Consider the following 23,682-nt stretch of genomic DNA (forward strand, 5'->3'; position numbering starts at 1 on the left):
CAACTTTTTTAAGAGCAAGCAAAGTTTCAAACTTCTGAAATTCAGGAGGCTTTATTTCCTATCAGCCAAAGAGAAAAGCAAGGACTGAAAAATTGATAATAGAATACTGAACAACACGGCGATCCAGAATCCCGATACGTCAAATCCGTCTACAAAAGCATCTGCCAAAAGAATGATAATCGCATTGATCACAATGAGAAACAATCCAAAGGTGAGAATGGTGACAGGAAGGGTGAAAAGAATAAGTATAGGCTTCACTATTAAATTCAATAAAGCCAGAACGAGGGCAACTATAATAGCGGTAAGATATCCGGCTACGGTAACTCCGGGAAGGAACTTAGCCAGGAAAACCACCACTACAGCGGTAAGCAGAATACGTAAAATGAAGATCATTGGTTAGAATTTTAATCTAATATACTATTTCAAAATAAAAAAACGCCGGAAAAAATTTCCGGCGTTTTTTTATATAAGATTAAAACAGTCTTATTGCACGCTGTTACTAATGGTAATGGTACCATAGGTTCCAACATTTACCTTTGGAACGTTTGAGCCATAAGTAGCATTGATCGCATCGATCATCTTATTAGCCAGTACGGCAGAACCTCTTGGAGTAAGGTGAATACCGTCAAGGGAGAAAGCCCCTCCAGAAGCAAATTCGGCAGTAATCACACCTCCGTCGTATGCAACACCACCATTAGCCAATTGCTGAATGATCTCATTCACATCAACATATGCAAGGCCTTTTGACTGTGCGATACCCTGAATATATGTATTGAACTGTACACGGGCAGTATTAAGAATCGTCACCTCATCTTCAGTTAACACATATTGGTCCGCCATTGGAAGAGTAATACCTTTAACTGAAAGTTGTCCTGCACTTGCCTGATCCAAACCGGCAGCCATCCAGGCTTGTAAAACTTGCATATCTACTTCGGAAATTGCACTGGAACTGGTCAACAAAATGCGATCTTCTGCGGTTGCCTGACGCGCCTGACCAAATTGTTGACCATATTGCACAGCCAGTTCCTGAGGATACCCGCGTTGCATAAGAGCACCGGTTATTTGCTGAGAAATATCTATTAAAGCTTCATCCTTAATAACCAACGGACTCGCTCCCGCGGGATCGAATTCAATGGTATATTCTGTTTCGGCAATCTTATTCCCTTCCGCGTCAAATTCATTAGTACCTCTAACCGCAGATATGATCTGGTTAAGACCCGCGAAAGATGCATTTAAAGTTGAGATCATTGGCCCAAAATCAGGATTTGTTGGATCTAAAGGGGCATGAGGAACACGGGTGAAGAATGGCGCTATTGTAACATCCGGTACCGCATTTACCACTCCCTGCTCTGCACCTGAAGCGATCAAAGCATCAACTACGTTAGAATATACTTGTCCAAATACGTCAGGATTAGTAATATCATTACTTCCGTAATTCGCAGGGTCTTCAGTTACAGGTTGGGCTATCCCAACTCCACCCGAAGTAGCGAAGCTTAAAATATCATTTTTCCCGATCCAAAGACTGAAGAAAGTAGGGTTTTGAGCTAGAGCATCTCCAAGAATAGTTGCATTTGGAGCAGAGGCAAAACGCACAAAGTAAGGGTTTGCTGTTCCTGTTTGAAGATTTGCAGGGTTCCCATATCCTTCTGCGAATAAATGGAAACTCTTCATTCCCGGCACACCCATATTATTAAAAGGTCCTGAAAGTACATTGGTAACCTCAGTAGTAGGCTCCTCATCTAAATTAGTCGGAAAGAGCGGCATTCCCCCATCGGTAAAAGGCAGCACTAAACGTGTATTAAAAGCAGGATTACGTTCTCCGTTGAATAAAAGCCCACCATAATTATCAGCCATTAATGGCTGTGTAAAATCACCCCCACCGGCTTTAGCGAATTGCTGAGCCATGATGTTTGGATAAGAGGCTTCCTGCGCACTGATGTACAAAGCATTGTCTGCATACCCTGAAGTAATAGAGTTTCCTATCGCCACGAAGTTCGAGAAATCTGCTTCTCCACTGGTATAAGCGTCATTGGCATCTACCGGATTTTCGAATTCCGGCTCACACGCTACCATTCCAAGAGCAAGAATCCCGATATATTTTATATAGTTTTTCATTGTATATGAATCTTTTTATTAAAGTTTATAAGTAACACCTAAACCAGGGATAAAGGCTACAGATTTATAAGTTCCTCCAAAAGGAACATTTTGACCATTTTCATCTATATAATGATCATAAGAAGCATCGACCTCATCAAATCTTATGTAAGCGAAGGAAGCATCTATCGCCAATCTTGAAGTTACATCAAGTGAAAGACCTGCAGTGAACCCCATAGAATCGTTTCTTGGAGTTTCGGGAGCGAAATACCCTTCCTGAACAGGAGACTCATCATAGTAATAACCTGCCCTTAAAACCAATTTTTCAGTAGCAGTATATTGCGCACCAAATCTCCAGGTACTGGCATCTTTATAATTACGAGGGTTTTTCGAATCAGGAATATTTGGATCACCAAAATCAACATCCAGAGACTCATATACACCCCAGAAAACCATGTTGTAATCAAAAGCAAAAAGCCATTTCTCATCAAATTGATAAGAAATCCCTGCTGTAAGTTCTGCAGGCAATGGTAAAGTAGCGTCAAAAGTGGTATCCTTGAATGGAACAGCAGGAGAATTCGGGATATTCTGGAAATCAGCTTCCCCATCTTCAGCGTCCATCATAATTTCTGAACGGTAGTTAACACCAATCTTGATATCTTCAGTGGCCACAAACATTGCACTGGCCGACCATCCAAAAGCATTCACTCCAGAAGCATCAATGGTTACATTAGACCTGTTACCTTCTTCATCTTTCAAGGTTCTTGTCAAGTTACGGTTGAAATTAACCGCACCGGTTACAAAAATAGGACCTCCACCAAGGCTTAAAAAATCGGCTACCTGAACCGAAACTAATGGCTGAATATAGATAGCCTGTAGCTCAATATTATTTACAAGATGAGAACCTGCCCAATCGTCTTCCCACATTACGGTACTTCCGTAAGGAGTATAAACGCTCAAACCTAGAGCCAACCAATCTTTAAGTTTATAAGAAGCATTGAAATAAAATGGGGTTCCAACAGGATTGTCGGTACGAGCGATCTCACCTGTTTCCTGGTTTTGCCAGGCAACGTCAGAAAATATAACACTTGCTCCGGCAGAGATTGTAAGTTTATTCTCCAGGTAAACCAGACCTGCAGGGTTAAAGAAACCAAGCTCGGCGCTATTTACGACAGCCACCCCGGTATGTCCCATTGCGAGGGCTCGTTGCCCCTGAACACCTACCCGATAACCGCCGGCATAAGTTACAGCGCTTGCTAATACAAACGCCATCAAAAAGAAAATTTTTCTCATAATTGAAAATGTAGATTTTAGTAAATGGATAATTACGTCAAAAATAGCATAAAATAGATATTATGCAATATTTCATCGTTTTTTATTATGCACGCACAATAAATCCCCTCTTTAATTACAGGAAACGCATTACAGCTGTGAAAAAGGCATCTTTATTTTCAGCGTGTAGCCAATGACCTACATTAGGAATAGTTTCCACCTCTGCCTCAGGAAAGTGGCTTTTTATAAGAGGAATATCTTCGGAAGTGATATAATTAGAATTCCCTCCTCGAAGGAATAAAGTCGGCTTGGAAAAAAATGCATCTTCAGGAAGTGCCTCACCAACATTTTCTACATTTTGAACCAAAGAATCTAAATTAAACCTCAAGGCAAGTTTACCTTTTGATTTCCAATATAGATTTTTAAGCAGGAAAAGGCGAACTCCTGCTTCCTTGACATATTGGGATAACAAATCTTCAGCCTCTCCCCTGCTTGACAAACTTGCCCTGTCAACTGCCTGTAAACCTTCCAGGATCTGCTGATGATGCGGAGCGTAATATTTTGGAGCAATATCCGCAACGATCAATTTCTCAATTATATGCGGAAATAAGGAAGCGGCCAGCATAGCTGTCTTCCCTCCCATGGAATGTCCTAACAGGATACAATTCTCCAGTTTATGGGCATCACAATATTCTTTAATATCTTTTGCCATAAGGAGATAACTGAAATCTTCGCTATGCGGGCTTCGCCCGTGATTGCGTTGATCTATTAAATGAACCTGGAAGCCGGCATCTGCGAATTCCTTCCCCAAAGTTTTCCAGTTATCGCTCATCCCCAGAAATCCGTGAAGGATCAACAAGGGCGCACCTTCTCCTAAAATATTTGAATACAACTTCATTAATCTTTCAATAACTTTAAATACTGTTTAACCACATTTTCCAGTCCCATATATAACGATTCCGCTATTAAAGCATGTCCAATCGACACCTCCAAAAGTCCGGGAATATTTTCTTTAAAAAACCGGATATTCTCAAGGGATAGATCGTGACCGGCATTGATCCCCAATCCCAGTTGGCTGGCAAGCTCTGCACATTCAGCATAAGGTTTGATCCCTGATTTATCTCCGGCAGCGTAGGTTTTCGCAAATTCTTCGGTGTAAAGTTCAATTCGGTCAGTCCCTGTATCGACAGCCCCTTCGACCATTTTAAGATCTGGGTCAACAAAAATAGAAGTCCGAATGTTATTTCTTTTGAATTCTGAAATGATCTCTTTCAAGTAGTCCTTATGCTTTATGGTATCCCAGCCGGCATTAGAAGTTATGGCATCCTCGGCATCTGGAACCAGGGTAACCTGCTCGGGCTGCGCCTTTAGAACCAGGTCAATAAATTGCTGAATAGGATTTCCTTCAATATTAAATTCAGTATAAACAATGGGACGAAGATCAAAAACGTCCTGATATCTTATGTGTCGTTCATCTGGCCGTGGATGTACAGTAATACCTTCACCTCCAAATTTTTGAACATCTTTTGCAACCTGCACCACATTTGGAACGTCTCCCCCTCTGGAATTTCTGAGCGTTGCGATCTTGTTAATATTTACGCTTAATTTTGTCATTTTCTGCAATTATTTCAAACAAAAATACAAAGTTGAAGATGCAAAAAAGTACTTTATTTTAATTAATTTGCAGAAAAATGAAGGCGCCATGAGTATTGAACCATACATTATCAATGACATTGAAATGGCTGATATCTCCTCCAGAGTTGGAGACATTCAATCAGAATTCGATGGACTAACCTATTCCCATATTCCGGTGAAGAATGAGGAGGTGTATGTTGGCTGCATTTCTGAAAATGACATCAGATCATTTGACCCGAACAAATCACTCAGTGATTTTCAATATGCTTTGGAAGGATTTTACACCCGGCGGGACGATAACTGGCTGGATGTTTTACACGCTTTCGCAAAGAACGACACCAATATCCTACCTGTCCTTGATGAGGATAATTCCTATCTGGGATATGTGGAACTCCATGACATCATGAATCTCTTTACCGAAAGTCCTTTCCTTAATAATCCGGGAGGAATTTTTATTCTTGAAAAAGGCATTAGAGATTACTCTTTTAGTGAGATCAGTCAGATAGTGGAATCTAATGGCGCGCATCTTTTAGGCGCTTTTGTCTCAAGTCTTGAAAATGACTTAGCACAGATAACTTTAAAAATAGGACCCTCGCCTGTAAATGCCATCCTGCAAACCTTCCGAAGATATGGCTACAAAGTAACCTCTACCCATATGGAAGATAGTTTCTCCTCAAATCTCAAGGACCGATCAAGGTACCTGGACAAATACCTGAACATGTAATGAAGAAAGTAGGTATTTATGGTCAATTCTATCACGCTAATTCTGGAGAATACATTGAGGAACTTTTAAACACCCTGGATGAGCTTGCGATCGAAGTTTGCATTGAGAAGGAGTTTTCAAAGTTAATTGAGGAAAGTAAATCAATTGAAAAAGATTACCCGCAATTCAGCACTTTCACAGAACTGGATCGTTCTTTTGATCTTTTTATAAGTGTGGGTGGAGACGGTACCATCCTGAAGTCTATAAATTATATTAGGGATCTTAATATTCCTATTGTCGGAATAAACACCGGGAGATTAGGATTTTTGGCCACCGTAAACAAAGAAAACATCAAGGATACCATTTCAAGGATACTTGCAAATGACTTTATGATCTCTGAACGAGCGGTATTATGCATCACCACCTTACCGGAAGAGAAGGAATTAGGCGTCAATAATTTTGCGCTCAACGAGATCGCCGTTAGCCGGAAGAATACCACCTCCATGATCACTATTGAAACCTGGCTTGACGAGGAATATCTTACAGCTTACTGGGCAGACGGACTTATAATTTCAACCCCGACCGGCTCAACCGGATATTCCCTGAGTTGCGGTGGCCCGGTTATCACCCCTACTACAAAAGCACTTGCCATAACCCCTATTGCCCCTCACAATCTCAACGCAAGACCTTTAATCATTAAAGACAACACCAAAATAACCCTGAAGGTATCCGGAAGGGAAGACAACTACCTGGTTTCCATGGATTCCAGAATTGCCTCCCTTAAGAACAACACCACGGTTATCATTTCAAAAGCACCTTTTACCATCCAGATGGTTGAATTTTCTGATGACACCTTTCTATCTACCCTCCGTAAAAAGTTATTATGGGGTGAAGACAGGCGTAATTAGGCAATAAAACCCGTGAAAAAGTTGTTTATGCTTAGGTACACGCCTGCTTAATTTTATAATAGAGCAAACATTATTATTATATTTGCAAACTTTGATAACCAATGAGGTACACAGTTGTTATGGTACTCCTGTTCTTTTGCAGTAACCAGACATATTCCCAAAATTTTGAAATTGGCCCCTACGCAGGTGGCGCCAATTACATTGGGGATGTAGGCAACTCAACCTATATCAATCCTAACACCCCTGTCTTCGGAGGTATTTTTAAATGGAATCGCAGTCACAGGCATACCATCAGGTTTTCAGTGCTGCACGCTCAAATTAAGGCTGATGACGCAAAATCTCACGACACCCGAAGGCAGCAACGCGGCTACTCATTTGAAAATTCTATAACCGAAGCCTCTTTGGGACTGGAATTCACTTTCTGGAACTGGGACCTACATTCTGATAAATATCAGTCAACACCTTACCTTTACACGGGAATAAATTATTACTTTGCCAACCATTTTATGCTTAAGAACAACGCATATACGAATCCGCAGGCAAATGAGTTGCAGAAAGCCGGAAATAACTGGGAATTTTCCATTCCTATGGTATTCGGTTACAAGCAAACCCTCAATTCATTCTTAGCCGCGGGAGTAGAAATTGGAGCAAGGTATACATTTACCGATAATCTTGACGGCAGTCAGCCTTCTGAAGTGGACGGCAACTACGTACTTAAAGATTTCGGAAACAGAAATACCACCGACTGGTACATGTTCACAGCCGTGTACCTCACCCTGAATTTTGGACCCAAATCCTGTTACAACGAATATTAATATGAATTTCAAAGAAAAGATCGATCCTGAAAACCTTCCGCAGCACATTGCTATTATCATGGACGGTAACGGCCGCTGGGCCAAAAAACAAGGATTGATGCGTGCCATAGGCCACGAAAAAGGAACCAAAGCGGTTCGCGAAGTAGTAGAAGCCTGTAGCGAAATAGGCGTTAAAAACCTGACCTTGTACGCGTTTTCCACTGAAAACTGGAACCGACCTAAACTTGAGGTGGATACACTCATGAAATTACTGGTCTCCTCTTTGAAGAAGGAAATTAAAACGCTGCAAGACAACAACATCAAGCTTAATGCAATTGGCCGCCTGGAAAACCTACCGTCCAAAGCCTACAAGGAATTGAACGAGGTGATCTCCAAAACCAGGGACAATGATCGCATGACGCTCACCCTGGCTTTAAGCTATGGCTCGCGGGAAGAACTTACCAATGCCGTAAAAGAAATAGCAAAAAATGTAGAAAATGGAGAGATTTCCGCAAAAGCTATTGATGAATCGGTTATAAATAAGCATCTTTACACCCAAAATTTGCCAGACGTGGATCTTTTGATAAGAACCAGCGGCGAACAGCGCATAAGCAACTTCCTTTTATGGCAGATCGCGTATGCGGAATTATATTTTTCAGAAATACTGTGGCCAGATTATCGTAAAGAGGATCTATTTGAGGCCATTTATAATTATCAAAACAGAGAACGAAGATTTGGAAAAACAAGTGAGCAACTTAGCTAGTGCAAATACAACAAAGAAGATTATAGCACTCTTGGCATTCTGCCTTTTTTACAGTTTCACCACCACAGCCCAGGATATGCCGCTTGCCAATGGCAAAGAATACACTATAGGGGATATTGACGTAACCGGAACGGTTTCTTATAACGAACAAACAGTGATCGCCTTCACCGGACTTAAAAAAGGTGAAAAAATTTACATTCCCGGAGACAGAATCAGTAAGGTTTTAAAAAAGCTTTGGGACCTGGGTCTTTTTAGTGACATTAATATCTATGTGACCAGCATTGAAGGTGATACTGCTAACCTGGAATTAGAGATCCAGGAGGTACCTGCCTTATCTGAAGTTAAACTGCAGGGAGTTAAAAAGAAAGAGCAGCAGGAATTAATCAAGGAGAACAAACTTACTGCCGGTGCGAAGGTTACCGAAAACCTGCTTACCACTACAAAGAATTACATTGAAAATACCTACCGCGAAGACGGTTACCTTAACACAAAGGTTTACATAAACACCATTCCGGTTGAAGACACTACTAATGCCAACCTGGTTAACCTTGTAGTCAATGTTGATAAAGGAGAGCGAGTGAAAATTGAGGAAATTGAGTTCGAAGGAAACGAAGCTTTCTCAGATGCCAAGCTAAAGCGTAAGATGAAGAAGACCAAACAGCAAAACTTCCTTAGATTTTGGAAAAGGTCAAAATTCATCGCTGAAGAATATGAAACAGACAAGCAAAATATCATTAAGGCTTATAAAGAAAAGGGTTACCGTGATGCACGAATCGTATCGGACACTTTAATCAAAAAAGATGAAGATGACGTTGCTTTAAAGTTGAAGATCGAAGAAGGGAACCAATATTATTTTGGAGACATTGAATTCATAGGAAACAGCGTTTACACAGACGCGCAGTTAAAAAGAGCAGTTGGGATCAATAAAGGAGATATCTATAACGGGGTATTGCTTGAAAAGCAAATTGCCGATCCTACCAAACCCGATGCCGAAGACCTTACCAACCTTTACCAAAACAACGGTTATTTATTCTCCAATATCAATCCTGTTGAGGTCAAGGTTTACAACGACACCATTGATTTTGAAATAAGAATAAGGGAAGGAAAGATCGCCTACTTTAATAACATAAGCGTTATTGGAAATGACAAGACCAAAGATCATGTGATCTACAGAGAAATGCGCACCAAGCCGGGTAACAAATACAGCAAACAGGATGTTGTTCGAACTATTCGTGAACTTGGCCAACTAGGTTATTTTGATGCTGAAAACCTGGAGCCTCAATTCAAAAATGTAGACCCTAACAGCGGAACACTAGACCTTGAATATTCAGTGGTGGAAGCGGGAGCCAGCCAGATCGAACTTCAGGGAGGTTATGGTGGTGGTGGTTTTGTTGGAACCCTTGGGCTTTCCTTCAACAACTTCTCACTTTCCGGTTTATTTGATAAGGACGCCTATAAGCCGCTACCCATGGGAGATGGTCAAACTCTTTCTCTAAGAGCGCAGGCCAGTACATATTATCAAACCTACAGCCTTTCATTTTCTGAACCGTGGTGGGGTGGCGTGAAGCCGGTGAGATTATCAACTTCTTTCTCGCATACTGAGCAATATTTCTACGATTACAGGAACAGAGAGGCAGATAAGGACAGGAAATTCTCCATTACAGGAGTAACATTAGGTCTAGCCAAAAGACTGAACTGGCCAGATGACTGGTTCACCTTATCTCATGCAGTAGCATTCCAGCATTACAATCTTAGCAACTACAATACAGGTTTATTCACCTTTGGTGACGGTTACTCAAATAACCTTTCTTATACTGTAGGATTGACCCGTGACAATACTTTCACAAACCCTATCTTCCCTTTGGGAGGTTCAAAGTTTGAGATCGTAGCTAAACTTACTCCTCCATACTCACTTTTCAACGATGTGGACTATGCGAATTTGGGTGATCAAAAGGAATTCCAGCTTCAGAATGCAGATGGAATTTTGATCAACCGTCAGGGAAGACCTTTAAGAGACGGGGAGGATCCTGTAGCCGATCAATCTAAGATCGACCAGGAAAAATTTAAATGGCTGGAATTCTATAAGATCAAATTCAACGGAACCTGGTATACCAACCTATTCGATAAACTGGTGATGAGAACCCATGCAGAATACGGTTTCCTTGGAGCATATAACAATGATCGCGGAGTTCCTCCTTTTGAAAGATTCTACCTTGGAGGGGACGGAATGGGAACATACAGTCTTGACGGAAGAGAAGCCATCGCAATGAGAGGTTATCCAAACCAATCTTTGATCCCTGTTGACCGCGGAACCTTAAGCACTGCTACAGATAATGATGGGGCAACAATTTATAACAAATACTCGTTAGAATTAAGATACCCCATCACCCTGAAACCATCTGCTTCAATTTTTGCACTTACCTTTGTAGAAGGTGGTGCATCATTTGACGGATTCAAAAATTTCAATCCGTTTGAACTGAATAGATCTGCCGGAGCAGGACTTCGTATATTTATGCCTGCCTTCGGATTATTAGGAATTGACTTTGGGTATGGTTTTGATCCTGTTCCGGGTGAAACTCAGCGTAATGGTTGGGAAACTCACTTCATTATAGGTCAGCAGTTCTAATTTGGCATGGTATTTTCTATAAACACTTGAGATATGAAAAAATCGATTCTTGTAGCCCTCGCTTTAATTTTTGCCGGTTTCACCGCAAAGGCACAGCAAACGGTGAGAATTGGTTATGTTGATATGGAATACATACTGGAGAATGTCCCGGAATACCAGGAAGCTTCAGCACAGCTTGACAAAAAGGTCCAGCAGTGGAAACAGGAGATCGAGACTGAAATGAACAGGATCGATAAGATGAAACAAGACCTTGCGAATGAAAAACCGCTTTTGACAAGGGAGCTCATTGAAGAACGGGAAGACGAGATCGCTTTTGAAGAACAAAAGATCCTGGACTATCAGCAGAAGAGATTTGGTCCCAAAGGGGATCTGATCATTCAGAAGATGCAATTGGTAAAGCCAATCCAGGACCAGGTTTTTGTAGCTGTTCAGGAGATCGCGAAGAACAGAAAATACGATCTGATCTTTGACAAGTCGGCAGACGTAATTACATTATACGCTGCAGATAGATTGGATGTAAGTGACCAGGTCTTAAGAAGTATCACACGGGCATCTAAGCGAGAGCAACTGGATACCCGAAAGGAAAAGGACGAACTTATCAGGGATGAGGAAAAAACCCTGGAACAAGATGAGGCAGTTACTGAAAGGGAACTTATTCAGGAACAAAGACGAAATGAAAGAGCGGCGCTTATAGCTAAAAGAAAACAAGAAAGAGATTCCATACGTGCTGCAAAGCAAAAGGAATATGAAGAAAGAAGAGCGAAGATCCTAGAGGAACGTCAAAGAAAAAAAGATTCCGTAGCCAAAGCTCGAGAAATGAAAAAAGAAAATAATTAAACCCGGCCGATCATCGGCAATGAATAACTGAAAATTTTATAAATCAACAATTAACACTTTAAAAATGAAACAATTTAAGACCCTTCTAATAGCTGTAACCCTTATCCTAGGAGCAACTTCATTCGCAAATGCACAGACTAAAGTAGCTCACATCGCTACCCAGGATTTGATCGAGCAAATGCCTTCTTATAAGTCAGCTATGAACCAATTGGAAAAACTGCAAAAGACTTACGATACAGAAATTAAAGATATGGTTACCGAAGCTCAAAGCACCATGAAGAGATATGAGGCTGAGGCGCAAACCAAAACTGATGAAGAAAACGCTAAAAGAGCGAATGAACTTCAGCAGACTCAAAGAACCATTGGTGAGTACCGTCAAAATGCAATGCAGGAATTGCAGAAAAAAGAGATGGAACTTTTGAAGCCGGTATTAGAGAAAGCCCGTACTACCATTCAAAAAGTAGCCCGTGCTAAAGGATTCGACTATGTGTTGGATTCAACTACTGGAACAGGAGTTATCATGGCAGACGGATATGATCTAATGCCAGACGTAAAGAAGGAATTAGGTATCTAAGACATTCTTTTAAAAAATAAATCATGGAAACTGCGCATCATTGATGCGCAGTTTTTATTTTTACACCAATGAGCAAAAGCAGCCCCATTGGAATTTTTGATTCGGGAGTAGGCGGAACTTCCATCTGGAAAGAGATCCACAGTCTGCTGCCGTTGGAACATACTATATATCTTGCTGACAGTGATAATGCTCCTTATGGCGAAAAGCCACAAGAGGAGATCGTTCGCCTTAGCATCAAAAACACTGAAAAGTTGCTGGCCATGGGCGCCAAGATCATTGTGGTCGCCTGTAACACAGCAACTACAAATGCAATTCAGGTTCTTCGTTCAAATTACCACGTGCCTTTTATTGGTATTGAACCTGCAATAAAACCAGCTGCACTTCAAACCCAAACTAAATGCATTGGTATACTGGCTACCAAAGGGACGCTTACAAGCGCGCTCTTCGCAAAAACATCTGATCTCTACTCCAAGGATACAAAAGTAATAGAAGTCGTAGGAAAAGGTCTTGTACAAGAGATCGAAAAAGGTAATAAGGATTCCGAAAAAGTGGAAGCCATGCTGGTAGACTTGTTGCAACCCATGATCGACGAAGGTATTGACTACCTGGTTTTAGGTTGCAGCCACTATCCTTATCTCATTCCTACCCTTAAAAAGATACTTCCTTCCTACGTAAAGATCATTGATTCGGGAATGGCGGTTGCAAAACAAACAAAGCTGATCTTGCAAAGCATGGACCTTTTGACATCTACAAGTCAGATGCCACCACAATTCTTCACGAACGGTGATCCAAAAATCCTTCGTAACCTCATTACTTCCGAAGAAAATAATTACGAAGTTACCTACCTGGATTTCTAAAGCTTATACCACCATAAAAGAATGATTCTAAATACCGGTGTTGGAACTGTATGATTTTGTAATTTTGCGAAAAATTTGACATGCAAGATTTCAATATCTCTATACAGCCTACTACCAAACCTACCATTGTAAAGTTTGAGGCCAATAAATTCCTTACCAAACATGAAAGTTTCGAATTCCACAATATTGAAGAAGCTGCAAGATCTCCTCTTGCCCAACAGCTATTTCACCTGCCATTTATAAAGACCGTTTATATTGCGCAGAATTTTGTAGCAATTGAAAAGTACAATATTGTTCACTGGAAAGATGTGCAGCAGGAAATAGCAGAGCAGATCGAAGCATTTTTGAATAATGGAGGGATCGTTGCTCATCCTTCAGAAAATGAGAACCAGAAGATCCCTGTTACGGTTTATGCCGAAACAACACCCAATCCTACGGTAATGAAATTTGTTTCGAATAAGAAACTGGTTTTACAAACTGTGGAATTCAAGAACATTGATGAGGCGAAAAACGCACCCCTTGTAAAAGAGCTTTTTCACTTCCCTTTCGTAAAAGAGGTTTTCCTGGATGAGAATTACCTGTCCATCACCAAATATGATATTGCTGAGTGGGATGAGATCACTTCAGAATTACGTGAGTTCATCAGGCAGTACCTGGAACAAGGAAAAGATGTTCTTTTAGAAGATGAGATAAGCCCGAAGGCTTCAAATACTTCCGAAGAGCAACCTATTCAAAAAGTAAAACTGGACGATACTTCTGCTGAAATTGTAGCGATCCTGGATGAATACATTAAACCTGCCGTAGCCAGTGATGGAGGGAATATCATGTTTGATTCTTATGACCCCGAAGAAAAACTGGTAAAAGTGATCTTACAGGGTGCCTGCAGCGGATGCCCTTCTTCTACTTTCACTTTGAAGAACGGGATCGAAAATATGCTGAAGGAGATGCTACAAGGAAAAGTTGAGAAGGTAGAAGCCATCAACGGATAAGCTTTTTTCAAAATATATATTTTTATGCCGATTGGATCTCACCAGGACCCTATCGGCATTTTCTTTTTCAGGCTTGGAGGAAGACAACTATTAAGGTTTAACAAATTATTAGAAGCCTTAGCGATTTGCATTTTGTAAATTGATAATCAACGATTTAAAGTTAATAACTAACTAAAAACATTATCAATTATGGCCACAATGAAAGTTATCGAGTTAATGGCGAACTCAGAAAAAAGTTGGGAAGACGCCGTTAAAAATGCAGTTAAAACCGCCGCCAAATCAGTACAAAATATACGCTCAGTATATGTAAAGGATCAAACCGCTCATGTTACCGGAGAAGAAATTACAGATTACAGAGTGATCGTAAAAGTTACTTTTGAAGTAAAATCATGATCTCCATTTTAATTAGTTAGATTAAGCTCCAATTTTTGGGGCTTTTTTTTATTCCGGAGTTTAGCACGTATCTTTGAGAGATAACAGAAAAATCCTACAATTAACAGAATTTAAACTATTAAAAAGGCAATAAATTTTAAATTTTGCCGAAAATCATTTTTATGGAGGAAATTTACAATATCAAAGAGATCGCCCAGGAATATTCTCAACGCTTTATAGAATTTCTACCTACCCTACTGGGAGCTCTCGTTTGGCTGGTCATAGGTTGGTGGATCATTAGGATCATGGTAAAATATATGAAGCGTTTTTCTGAAAAGAAGGGACACGACCCGGCTTTGACCAATTTCCTGATAAACATTGTGAACTGGGGCCTAGTGGTACTGCTACTGGTAAGCGTCATAGGAATGTTAGGGATCGAAACCACCTCCTTTATAGCCATCCTGGGAGCCGCAGGCCTGGCCATTGGACTTGCGTTGCAAGGCTCTTTATCTAATTTCGCCGGCGGGGTCCTTATAATCGCTTTAAAACCTTTTAGGATTGGGGACTGGATCGAAGTGAACGGTATTTCAGGGAGTGTCAAGGAAATTTCAATGTTCTATACCAAGCTGAATACTTTTGGAAACCAACTGGCCATTATCCCAAACGGAGAACTTTCCAATGACAATATTATAAACTACTCAGGGGAAGGAACCCGAAGAGATGCTATCACAATTGGAATCTCCTATGAAAGCAATATTAAACTAGCCAAGGAAACCCTTATGAATTTGCTAAATGAGCAGGAAGACATACTCGAAGACCCGGCTCCTGCGGTTGTGGTAACCGAACTTGCCGATAGTTCAGTTAACCTTTCTGTACGCTTTTGGGCCAAAAATGAGCATTTCTGGGATCGTCACTGGTATACTATTGAAGAGGCTAAAACACGCCTAGAAGCAGCCGGTATTTCAATACCTTTCCCACAGAGAGATGTGCACTTTTTCGACCATAGTAAAGAAACATCTTCCGCGAAAGCCGAAGTATAAATTGTACTCTATATAAAAACAAAAGCCGCGGAAAATTCCGCGGCTTTTGTTTTTATATCTTTTTCAGAATCTTATCCTGCCTGAAAATCTTTCAAATAGTAAGGCTCAAAGTAAGCCACATCCTCAAAATCCTTATTCACGAATTTTTCCGAAGCAAGCTCAACCATTTCAGCAGCCGAAGGTAACTTTCCTATTATGAACTGCGCATTTTCATGAGCGCATACCTTTTGGAACTTTTCAACTCCGTTACCAATAAAACTAACTTTCCCCTTATCCAACGTTTCTGAAAATGAATTCTCATCAAGGATCTTGGCACGGGTATTAAAAACGGAATGATATTTTGAATCAAAACCGGCAGTGTATACCTCCATGCGCCGGGCATCCAGCAATGGGATTATAAAGTCTCCGGCCTGCTTATCAACCTGCCTGGCAAGCGAGGTTAGTGTCGCGACAGAGATCAACGGAATGTCTAAAGAAAAACATAACCCCTTGGCTGCCGAAACCCCAATTCTCAGCCCCGTATATGATCCCGGGCCTTTACTCACTGCAATAGCCGAAAGGTCTTTCGGGGACAATTGATTTTCATTAAGGATCTCCTCAATAAACACATGCAATCTCTCTGCATGCGAGTAATTGTTGCTATAATCCTCTTTTAACGCAAGTAATTTTCCTTCCTTTCCCAAAGCTACCGAACAATTAGTGGTAGCTGTCTCAATACATAATATTACTCCCAAAATTCAATTTTAATTTAATCTTTTCCTTCCTCTTTATTCGAGACCTCTACTTTATCTCCAGATTTAAGTGACTTGGTAACCGTATTATAAGGCCCGGTGATGATTTCCTCACCTACTTCCAAACCTTCTTTGATCTCGATATTGGCATCATCCTGAATGCCGGTCTTTACAACGCGCAATTTAGCTTCTTCTCCTTTCTTAACGAAAACAGTTTCAAATTTTTTATCACTTGGCTGAGGCTTTTCTTCCACCTTTTTTCCAGGTTGGGCTGTTGCGGTATCGCTCTTTATAACAACGGCACTAATAGGAATAGCGATCACATCATCTTTTCTGTTCGTAATGATATCAACCGTTGCGGTCATTCCTGGTCTAAAAGGGGAATAATTTTCAGGCTTCCCTTCCAGTAGATCTTCATATGATTCCTTAAGGATTCTCACTTTCACCTTGAAGTTAGTCACCTGGTCTGCAGTCAGGGTTGAGTTTGCAGAATTTGAGATCTCGGTAACAAGACCTTTAAATTCCTTTTTAAGATACGCATCTACTTCAACGATAGTCGAATCGCCGATAGCCACTTTTACGATATCATTCTCGTTAACGTCAACCTCGACTTCCATATTATCCAGGTTAGCGACACGAAGGATTTCGGTACCGGCCATTTGTTGAGTTCCCACAACTCTTTCACCCAGTTCAGCGTTCAAGGAAGAAATAGTTCCCGACATGGGCGCATAAATATTGGTTCTTCCCAGGTTTTCACGGGCTTCATTTACAGTAGCAGACGCGCTTTTCACATTATAGAATGCTGATTCACGACTTGCTTTCGCTACTTCATAGCTGGAAACGATTCGATCCCATTCTGCTTTTGAGATTATACCTTTTTCGAAAAGTGTTTTATTTCTTTCATAATTAGATTCGGCCTCTTTTAAGCTGGCCTCTGTCTGAGCCAAACCAGCACGAATATTCTGCAGACCTGCCTGAGACCTTTCCAGGTTAGACTGATAGATCTCCGGATTAACACGAACCAAAAGATCTCCTTTTTTAACCTGCTGCCCTTCAACCACCGGTAAATCGATGATCTCTCCGGAAACTTCCGAAGAAAGCTTCACCTCTACCTCCGGCTGAATTTTTCCGGTAGCCGAAACTGTTTCGATAATATCGATCGTTTCAACTTTGGTGATCTCTACCTCTTTGAAATTTCCAGATTTACCGAACCAGCCTGCTTTTTTTCCTGCAATAAGTATAACGATTAAAACAAGGGAGATCCCAAGAATTATAAATAATGTCTTTTTTTTCATGGTCTAAAATTTAAGCTCTGTTACGGGAACACCGAAGTATAATTCCAGAACTTTCAGGTTAAATATGTATTCGTATTTGGTTCGGACTACTTCACTTTGGGCATTCTCAAAATTGAACTTAGCCTGGCTGAAGTCAAAGGCGTTGGTTAGACCCACATTATATCTTTCTGTCGCGTATTCAAAAGCCAGGGTCTGAGCTTCTAAAGCTACCAAAGAGGCTTCGTAAGCCTTCAATGCTCCTTTAGCATCTGTATACGCCTGGTATACATTTGCTTCAAGATCAAGCTTAGCCTGCTCTAATTGATACTCAGATCTCAGGATGTTCACCTCGCGTCTCTTCACCGCGTTCCTGGTTGAAAATCCGTTGAAAATTGGAACATTCAATTGCAGCCCGTAGGAGATCCCGTCATTATTTTCCAGTTGCTCAAAAAATGGCAATGGGTTACCCACTTCAGTCACAAAGTTGGGAGCTACCACTGCTTCCTGGGTGCTTTGGACGATCCCAATTTGGCGGTAAGGTTCATTCGGGTCCTGTCCTCCGGCAAGGATTCGGTTTGCTCCAGATTCCCGGGTGTTATAGTTAAAGAAAGCTCCTAAAGAAGGATAATAAGCACCTTTCGCTATCTCTTTTTCCTTTTTTGCCATTTCTAAATTAGCCTGGGCGACCTTAACTTCGTATCGTTCTTCTTCGGCATTAGCGATCACTTGTGAAACAGGAACCTCAATAACTTCATTTCCGAAGACCTCATAGTCACGCTCTGCGATATCAAAATTCTCGTAATCTTTTATCAAAAGAGTTTGGGCTAACGCGATCAATGAAATTCTCACATTATTGGCAGCCACGATCATTCGCTGCTCTTCATTAGCAGCAGTAGCTTTGATCTCAAGAAGATCTCCCTTTGGTAGGGAACCCGCGTTCACCAACTCCTGTACTCTCTCCAATTGCTCCAACGTGATCTCGTGCTGTGCCTCGATCACCTTTAAACTCTCCTTGTTGAAAAGCACCTGCAGGTATGAATTAGCCACAAAAAGGGTAATATCATCCTTCATTTTTTCAAGGGAATACTCACTCGCCAGGCGCGACATTTTTGCCAGTTGCAGTTGTTTCACATTGCGAAGTCCATCGAACAAGTTCATGCTGGCCGTTGCTCCTGCGGAAAAGTTTCTGGTGGTTTGAGTTTGAAGGATCCCGGTAGTGACATTCTGGGTCAATCCCGTATTCCAGGAATTTGACGCCGAAGCATTCAGTCTTGGTAAAAGATTTCCCACCGCATCGGAAATTTCAATTTCTGAAAGTTCCACATCCAGTTCAGATTGTCTTACTGAAATGTTATTCTCAAGTGCATATTCCACGCACTCCTGAAGGGTCCATTCTTTATTTTGTGCACCGGCACTTATTCCGAAGAAAAGAAACAGGGCAGGTAATAAAAGTTTTTTCATAATAATGGTTGTGATAGGTAAGTCTTAAATATCCCGAACTTGTTACAATTAATTATCGGGCGGTGAATTGTGCAGGCTTGATCTGGTTCCAAACTTTGATCTTATCATCCTTGGAAATGCCTTTTTTGACCTCTACAAAAATTCCGTCGCTAATTCCCAATTCAAGATCCTGGCGCTTGAATTCCTGTTCGCCGGTCATGATCTCCACATAAGGTTGCTGGGTCTTTGGATCAAATTGCACCAGGGCTTCTTTAATAGCCAGTACATCATCTGCTCTGTCAAGGATGATCGAGGCATTGGCACTTAAACCCGCTCTAATGAACGTAGTATCTGCTTTATTCAAAGTTCCTTTGATATTGAACTGGATGGCGCCATTCTCCTCTACTCCTTTTGGCGCGATATAATCAAGGACCGCGTCAAAAGTCTTATTTTCAATAGCTCCTACCGTCACTTCTAACGGAAGGTCTTCTCTGATCTTACCAACTTCACTTTCATCTACCTTTCCTTCAAAGATCATCTCATTAACATCGGCCAGTACAGCCAAAGTTGTTCCGTCGTTGAAATTATTACTTTCAATGACCTGGTTCCCCACTTTCACAGGAACGTCTAAAACCATCCCTTCTACCGTCGAACGGATAAGAGTATTGGCGGCACTTCCCAGTCCGCTGGTAGTTCCGGTTTTTACGATATCGTAGTTTTGAACCGCAGACCTATAGTTCTGTTCAGCTTGCTTGAAGCCGGCGTCGACATTTTCGAATTCATTGGCAGAGATCACTCCCTTCTCAAAAAGGGCTTTTTGACGCTCATATGTTTTTCTTTGGGCCTCCAGGTCGATCTTTGCAGTGGCCACCGCGTTCTTCGCGCTTTGCAAAGCCGATACGTTCGGGATTACCCTGATCTTTGCGATCAGGTCACCGGCTTTCACACGTTCCCCCGCTTCAATATAGATCTCATCAATGATTCCTGAAATATTCGGCTTAATCAACACTTCTTCTTTAGGAACAATATTTCCCGTGGCTACCGTCTTTTTTACGATCGTTTGTATAGAAGCCTGTTCAGTTTCATAAATCGTAGGATCTTCCTGATTCTTTTGGTAGAGATAATAAAGGGCATATACAAAACTGATGCAGATGACAATTATAATTCCGATGGTTGCAACTCTTTTCATTCTGTTAATTATTTGACTTAATATTTTTTTCTATTCTGTTCGCAGGGCATCTACGGGTTTTACTTTTATGGCATTTTGTGCCGGGATCAAGCCGGCTAGCAATCCTGAAACCACTAGAATGCCCAGTGCTGTCATTACCACACCCAGGTCTACACTAGGATTGGCAAACATCATTTCTGAAGTATCCATGTCTTTCATTATAAAGTTTATCAAGGCGATCACTCCGGTGGCAAATACTATCCCTGCCATTCCTGAAATAATGGTCAGGAAGATGGACTCGGTGAGAATTTGCCCCCTAATGCTCCAGGGAGTGGCTCCCAAGGCGCGCCGAATTCCAATTTCGTTGGTGCGTTCCTTTACCACGATCAACATGATATTACTGATCCCGATTATTCCGGAAAGCAACACGAGAATTCCTACGAAATAAGCCACCCCTTTCAGGGCCACGAAAAGTCCGTTTATCTTGCTGAATTCCTGGTACAGGTCAAAGTTCCCGACTGCCCTGTCATCTTCGGGATGAATGGAATGCCTTGATTTGACAATATCGAAGATCTGATCTTTGAGTTCGGTAATAGAGGATCCATCTTTTGCGGTGATGGCCATCCATCCCACATCCTTACCCCGGTTGAAAGCCTGTGAAAAAGCCGTAAAAGGAACAAAGATCTGTTTTTGAGCTTCCTCCCGGTTTCCATTGTTATTGCCTTTCTTTTTATAGGTCCCGATCACCATGAAGTTCACCCCGCTTATTTTAAGATAGGATCCAATTACTTCTTCTCCCGGCTCGTACATTTCAGTTTTTACGGCTTCGCCGATCACAGCCACTTTTCGGTTATTATTGATATCAGCGTAATTGACGAACCTTCCGGAGGTAATATCCATAGGCTCCTGCTGAATGATTTCGGGATAATCCCCATACACGTTGTACGCCCCGGTATTTAAACCTCTGATCACATTATTGGTACCGCCGAAACCTCCCAGCTGATTACGGGGAGAAACAAATCTTAGATCTGGAACGGCGTCTTTGATCGCGGCCACATCGTCTACCTTAAAACTGTAACGTCTTCCCTTGGGTAGTCCCTTATAAGGTTTTGAGACGGGCTGGGTCCACATGAACATGGAGTTCGTGGCCATCCCGCCAAATCCTTGCTTTACACCATTTTCAAGCCCTTTACCGGCCGCCAACAGGATCACCAGGATAAAGATCCCCCATAACACGCCAAAAGCCGTCAGGGTTGTCCTGAACCAGTTGGAGCTCAAGGCTTCTATTATTTCGTTCCAATTATCTCTGCTGAACATCTTATTCGTCTCTTAGTGCTACAATAGGTTTGATCCTTGCTGCCCGCCAGGCAGGAAAGAATCCGGCAATGGCTCCGGCAATGATCAAAATAAAAACAGTACTTACCGCAACCGTAAAGTTCACAGAAGGATTCGCGATATATTGAGTCTCTATCATGGGGCCTACGAACTCTAATAGGGCCAGACTGCCTATTAATCCCACAAAGCCGGCAATGGCGGTCACAAAAATTGATTCATGTAAAACCATAACCACTATAGAGAGTGGCTCTGCACCCAGGGCTTTTCTAATACCAATTTCACGGGTTCGCTCCTTAACGATGATGAGCATGATATTGCTGACCCCAACAATTCCCGCGATAATGGTACAAATACCAACTCCCCAAAAGAAGAATTTTATCATGTCCATCAGGTCGTAGAAACGCTTCGCATTTTCAAGGCTGTTATTAATGTTGATAGCCCGGGTGTCTTCCGGGGCTACCGTATGTTGTTCTTTCAGGAATTGTTCAAGCTCTGCGGAAAACTGATTGGACGCCGCTAATGCTTTTTCAAAACTCTCCTCCTTCTGAAGGGTGAAAGCCATATTATTGATATTGTTGACACCGTTGAAGACCCTTTGCGCTGTCGTTATAGGCAAGAACACCCTTGATTCTTCCCTCTCTCCCCCTGGATCTGTATATACACCAACTACTTTGAAATTGATGTTGGAGATCTGTATGTATTTTCCAATTGCATCGGTCTCCTTAAAAAGATCCATTTTAGCCTTATTACCTAAAACCACGACCTTTTCATAATGTTTAAGGTCATTGGAATTGATAAAGCGGCCGGCGATCATATCACTGTTCTCAAGGAACTGGTAATCTGGATAGACACCTTCGACCCTGTAACTGCCTGATTCTTTTTTGTAATTCACCACTCCATTCCAGATGCGGTAGACGGAAGATTTGAACTCCAGGTCATCCTCATACTTTTGAGCGGTGAAATTGAAGTCCTCATTTTTCATTTGAATTCTGCGTCCCGGATTTAACCCTTTATATTCCACCGAAGTCACTCCCGACCATATATATAAAATATTGGCCGCGTCCTGTTCGAACTCCTGGGAAATACCATTTCGCATTCCCTCTCCGATCCCCAACAGGATCACAAGAATGAAGATCCCGGACGCCACAGAGAGTCCGGTAAGGAACGTACGTAATTTGTTCTTACTAATGGTTTCGAAGATCTCCTCCCAACGTTCCAGATCAAACATTTTGCGCAGCTTTTACCTGGTTTACTATGGTATCATCTATGATCACACCGTCTTTGAGGTTAACGATGCGTTTGGTCATTTGGGCAATATCATGCTCATGGGTCACCACAAGGATGGTTCTTCCTTCCTCATTTATGGCCTGAATAAGTTCCATCACCTCATAAGAAGTTTTGGTATCCAGGGCTCCGGTAGGCTCATCTGCAAGTAACACTTTTGGATCGCTGGCAAGGGCGCGGGCGATAGCCACACGTTGTTTCTGCCCTCCGGAAAGTTCATTTGGATGATGGCTGGCCCAGTCTGCAAGCCCCACTTTCTCCAGGTAGCTCATGGCCCTGTCAATGCGCTCTCTTCTTTTTATCCCTTGATAATATAGCGGGAGCGCAACATTGTCAAGAGCAGTTTTATAGGAAATTAAGTTAAAGGACTGAAAAATGAAACCGAGGAATTTATTTCGGTAGCGAGCGGCTACCGTTTCATTCAGATCTTTTATAGGAACTCCGTCAAGAGTATAGGAGCCTTCATCGGCTTCATCCAACATTCCGAGGATATTCAACAGGGTGGATTTCCCTGAGCCCGATGATCCCATAATGGATACCAGTTCTCCTTCGGCTACATTGAAGTTAATCCCTTTAAGCACATGAAGCGAAGTGCTCCCTGTTTTATAGGACTTGTGTAAATCTTTGATCTCTATCATAATCCGGAAAATCTAAAATTGGGCTCAAACCTTACCCATTAGACTATCCAAATCACAAAATGTTACATTATTTCTATTTTAAAGAAAAGAAAGTCAAGCAATCTAGAGATCCGCGGAATTTTTCCCGGCTTTGCTATTCTTCCTGGAGCGCCAGATGAAGTAAGCAACCCCACCCATCAGGAGGTAAGGAAAGATCATTAGATACATGATCCCGTCGTTGATACCTTCGGCAGCAGATTGTGAAGCCTCACTCTCCAGTACAGCCCGGCACATGGCACATTGCGCCGTAGCATCAAAAGACACTACAACCAAAGCTATTATCGTGAATAAGATCCTGTACTTCATAAC

At 41.7% G+C, this 23,682-nt stretch carries 24 protein-coding genes; 11 read left to right on the forward strand and 13 right to left on the reverse strand.

All coding sequences use genetic code 11. The features are described 5' to 3' along the window. Nucleotides 1-51: 51 nt before the first annotated feature. From ACFQ1G_RS07500 to ACFQ1G_RS07520, 5 genes are all read right to left on the reverse strand, one after another. Nucleotides 52-393, reverse strand: coding sequence for a phage holin family protein (locus tag ACFQ1G_RS07500; RefSeq protein WP_380738122.1), 342 nt, complete (start codon nucleotides 391-393; stop codon nucleotides 52-54). 90 nt (nucleotides 394-483) lie between these two features. Further along, nucleotides 484-2,115 (reverse strand): G-D-S-L family lipolytic protein, encoded by a 1,632-nt coding sequence (locus tag ACFQ1G_RS07505; RefSeq protein ID WP_380738124.1) that lies wholly within the window; start codon nucleotides 2,113-2,115, stop codon nucleotides 484-486. A gap of 18 nt (nucleotides 2,116-2,133) precedes the next feature. Next, entirely contained in the window at nucleotides 2,134-3,387 is a 1,254-nt protein-coding gene (locus tag ACFQ1G_RS07510) for an OmpP1/FadL family transporter (protein ID WP_380738126.1), read from the reverse strand. 115 nt (nucleotides 3,388-3,502) lie between these two features. Continuing rightward, complete coding sequence (locus ACFQ1G_RS07515; protein ID WP_380738128.1) at nucleotides 3,503-4,264, reverse strand: alpha/beta fold hydrolase; 762 nt, start codon at nucleotides 4,262-4,264, stop codon at nucleotides 3,503-3,505. After that, entirely contained in the window at nucleotides 4,264-4,980 is a 717-nt protein-coding gene (locus ACFQ1G_RS07520; protein ID WP_380738130.1) for a pyridoxine 5'-phosphate synthase, read from the reverse strand. Before ACFQ1G_RS07520 ends, ACFQ1G_RS07515 begins: the two co-directional genes overlap by 1 nt. 88 nt (nucleotides 4,981-5,068) lie before the next feature. On the opposite strand from ACFQ1G_RS07520, the gene ACFQ1G_RS07525 reads away from it, so the two are divergent. From ACFQ1G_RS07525 to ACFQ1G_RS07575, 11 genes are all read left to right on the forward strand, one after another. Continuing rightward, complete coding sequence (locus ACFQ1G_RS07525) at nucleotides 5,069-5,725, forward strand: CBS domain-containing protein (RefSeq protein ID WP_380738132.1); 657 nt, start codon at nucleotides 5,069-5,071, stop codon at nucleotides 5,723-5,725. Next, nucleotides 5,725-6,612, forward strand: a complete 888-nt coding sequence (locus ACFQ1G_RS07530; RefSeq protein WP_380738134.1) for an NAD kinase — start codon at nucleotides 5,725-5,727, stop codon at nucleotides 6,610-6,612. Before ACFQ1G_RS07525 ends, ACFQ1G_RS07530 begins: the two co-directional genes overlap by 1 nt. 101 nt (nucleotides 6,613-6,713) lie before the next feature. Continuing rightward, the gene (porG, locus tag ACFQ1G_RS07535; RefSeq protein WP_380738136.1) at nucleotides 6,714-7,427 is read left to right on the forward strand and encodes a type IX secretion system protein PorG; all 714 of its coding nucleotides are present in this window, start codon (nucleotides 6,714-6,716) and stop codon (nucleotides 7,425-7,427) included. Between the two features lies 1 nt (nucleotide 7,428). Then, entirely contained in the window at nucleotides 7,429-8,169 is a 741-nt protein-coding gene (locus ACFQ1G_RS07540) for an isoprenyl transferase (protein ID WP_380738138.1), read from the forward strand. Then, nucleotides 8,102-10,795: an outer membrane protein assembly factor BamA gene (gene bamA, locus ACFQ1G_RS07545; RefSeq protein WP_380738140.1), complete on the forward strand. Its 2,694-nt coding sequence runs from the start codon at nucleotides 8,102-8,104 to the stop codon at nucleotides 10,793-10,795. Before ACFQ1G_RS07540 ends, bamA begins: the two co-directional genes overlap by 68 nt. 33 nt (nucleotides 10,796-10,828) lie before the next feature. After that, nucleotides 10,829-11,632, forward strand: coding sequence for an OmpH family outer membrane protein (locus ACFQ1G_RS07550; RefSeq protein ID WP_380738142.1), 804 nt, complete (start codon nucleotides 10,829-10,831; stop codon nucleotides 11,630-11,632). 64 nt (nucleotides 11,633-11,696) lie between these two features. Continuing rightward, entirely contained in the window at nucleotides 11,697-12,206 is a 510-nt protein-coding gene (locus ACFQ1G_RS07555; protein ID WP_380738144.1) for an OmpH family outer membrane protein, read from the forward strand. 68 nt (nucleotides 12,207-12,274) lie between these two features. Further along, on the forward strand, nucleotides 12,275-13,063 hold the full coding sequence (gene murI, locus ACFQ1G_RS07560; protein ID WP_380738146.1) for a glutamate racemase: 789 nt from the start codon (nucleotides 12,275-12,277) through the stop codon (nucleotides 13,061-13,063). A gap of 80 nt (nucleotides 13,064-13,143) precedes the next feature. Next, complete coding sequence (locus ACFQ1G_RS07565) at nucleotides 13,144-14,052, forward strand: NifU family protein (RefSeq protein WP_380738148.1); 909 nt, start codon at nucleotides 13,144-13,146, stop codon at nucleotides 14,050-14,052. A 189-nt stretch (nucleotides 14,053-14,241) separates the two neighbouring features. Next, nucleotides 14,242-14,445, forward strand: a complete 204-nt coding sequence (locus ACFQ1G_RS07570; RefSeq protein ID WP_380738150.1) for a dodecin family protein — start codon at nucleotides 14,242-14,244, stop codon at nucleotides 14,443-14,445. A 161-nt stretch (nucleotides 14,446-14,606) separates the two neighbouring features. After that, nucleotides 14,607-15,464 (forward strand): mechanosensitive ion channel family protein, encoded by an 858-nt coding sequence (locus tag ACFQ1G_RS07575; RefSeq protein ID WP_380738151.1) that lies wholly within the window; start codon nucleotides 14,607-14,609, stop codon nucleotides 15,462-15,464. 71 nt (nucleotides 15,465-15,535) lie between these two features. Here the strand turns inward: ACFQ1G_RS07575 and tsaB are convergent, their stop codons facing one another. From tsaB to ACFQ1G_RS07615, 8 genes are all read right to left on the reverse strand, one after another. After that, a complete protein-coding gene (gene tsaB / locus ACFQ1G_RS07580; protein ID WP_380738153.1) occupies nucleotides 15,536-16,198 on the reverse strand; it encodes a tRNA (adenosine(37)-N6)-threonylcarbamoyltransferase complex dimerization subunit type 1 TsaB in 663 nt (220 codons plus the stop codon). 14 nt (nucleotides 16,199-16,212) lie between these two features. Continuing rightward, entirely contained in the window at nucleotides 16,213-17,490 is a 1,278-nt protein-coding gene (locus ACFQ1G_RS07585) for an efflux RND transporter periplasmic adaptor subunit (RefSeq protein ID WP_380738155.1), read from the reverse strand. A 3-nt stretch (nucleotides 17,491-17,493) separates the two neighbouring features. Further along, nucleotides 17,494-18,930, reverse strand: coding sequence for a TolC family protein (locus ACFQ1G_RS07590; RefSeq protein WP_380738157.1), 1,437 nt, complete (start codon nucleotides 18,928-18,930; stop codon nucleotides 17,494-17,496). A gap of 52 nt (nucleotides 18,931-18,982) precedes the next feature. Beyond that, nucleotides 18,983-20,098 carry an efflux RND transporter periplasmic adaptor subunit gene (locus tag ACFQ1G_RS07595; RefSeq protein WP_380738159.1) on the reverse strand — a complete coding sequence of 372 codons (1,116 nt, stop codon included), beginning with the start codon at nucleotides 20,096-20,098 and terminating at the stop codon, nucleotides 18,983-18,985. A gap of 30 nt (nucleotides 20,099-20,128) precedes the next feature. Further along, nucleotides 20,129-21,394 (reverse strand): ABC transporter permease, encoded by a 1,266-nt coding sequence (locus tag ACFQ1G_RS07600; protein ID WP_380738161.1) that lies wholly within the window; start codon nucleotides 21,392-21,394, stop codon nucleotides 20,129-20,131. Between the two features lies 1 nt (nucleotide 21,395). Next, nucleotides 21,396-22,640, reverse strand: a complete 1,245-nt coding sequence (locus ACFQ1G_RS07605; RefSeq protein ID WP_380738163.1) for an ABC transporter permease — start codon at nucleotides 22,638-22,640, stop codon at nucleotides 21,396-21,398. Next, on the reverse strand, nucleotides 22,633-23,334 hold the full coding sequence (locus ACFQ1G_RS07610; protein ID WP_380738166.1) for an ABC transporter ATP-binding protein: 702 nt from the start codon (nucleotides 23,332-23,334) through the stop codon (nucleotides 22,633-22,635). The genes ACFQ1G_RS07605 and ACFQ1G_RS07610 overlap by 8 nt, the downstream gene beginning before the upstream one ends. A 102-nt stretch (nucleotides 23,335-23,436) precedes the next feature. Continuing rightward, a complete protein-coding gene (locus tag ACFQ1G_RS07615; protein ID WP_380738168.1) occupies nucleotides 23,437-23,679 on the reverse strand; it encodes a hypothetical protein in 243 nt (80 codons plus the stop codon). Nucleotides 23,680-23,682 lie beyond the last annotated feature (3 nt).

Origin of the sequence: Salinimicrobium gaetbulicola (assembly GCF_042676025.1) — a bacterium.
Classification (GTDB): Bacteria; Bacteroidota; Bacteroidia; order Flavobacteriales; family Flavobacteriaceae; genus Salinimicrobium; species Salinimicrobium gaetbulicola.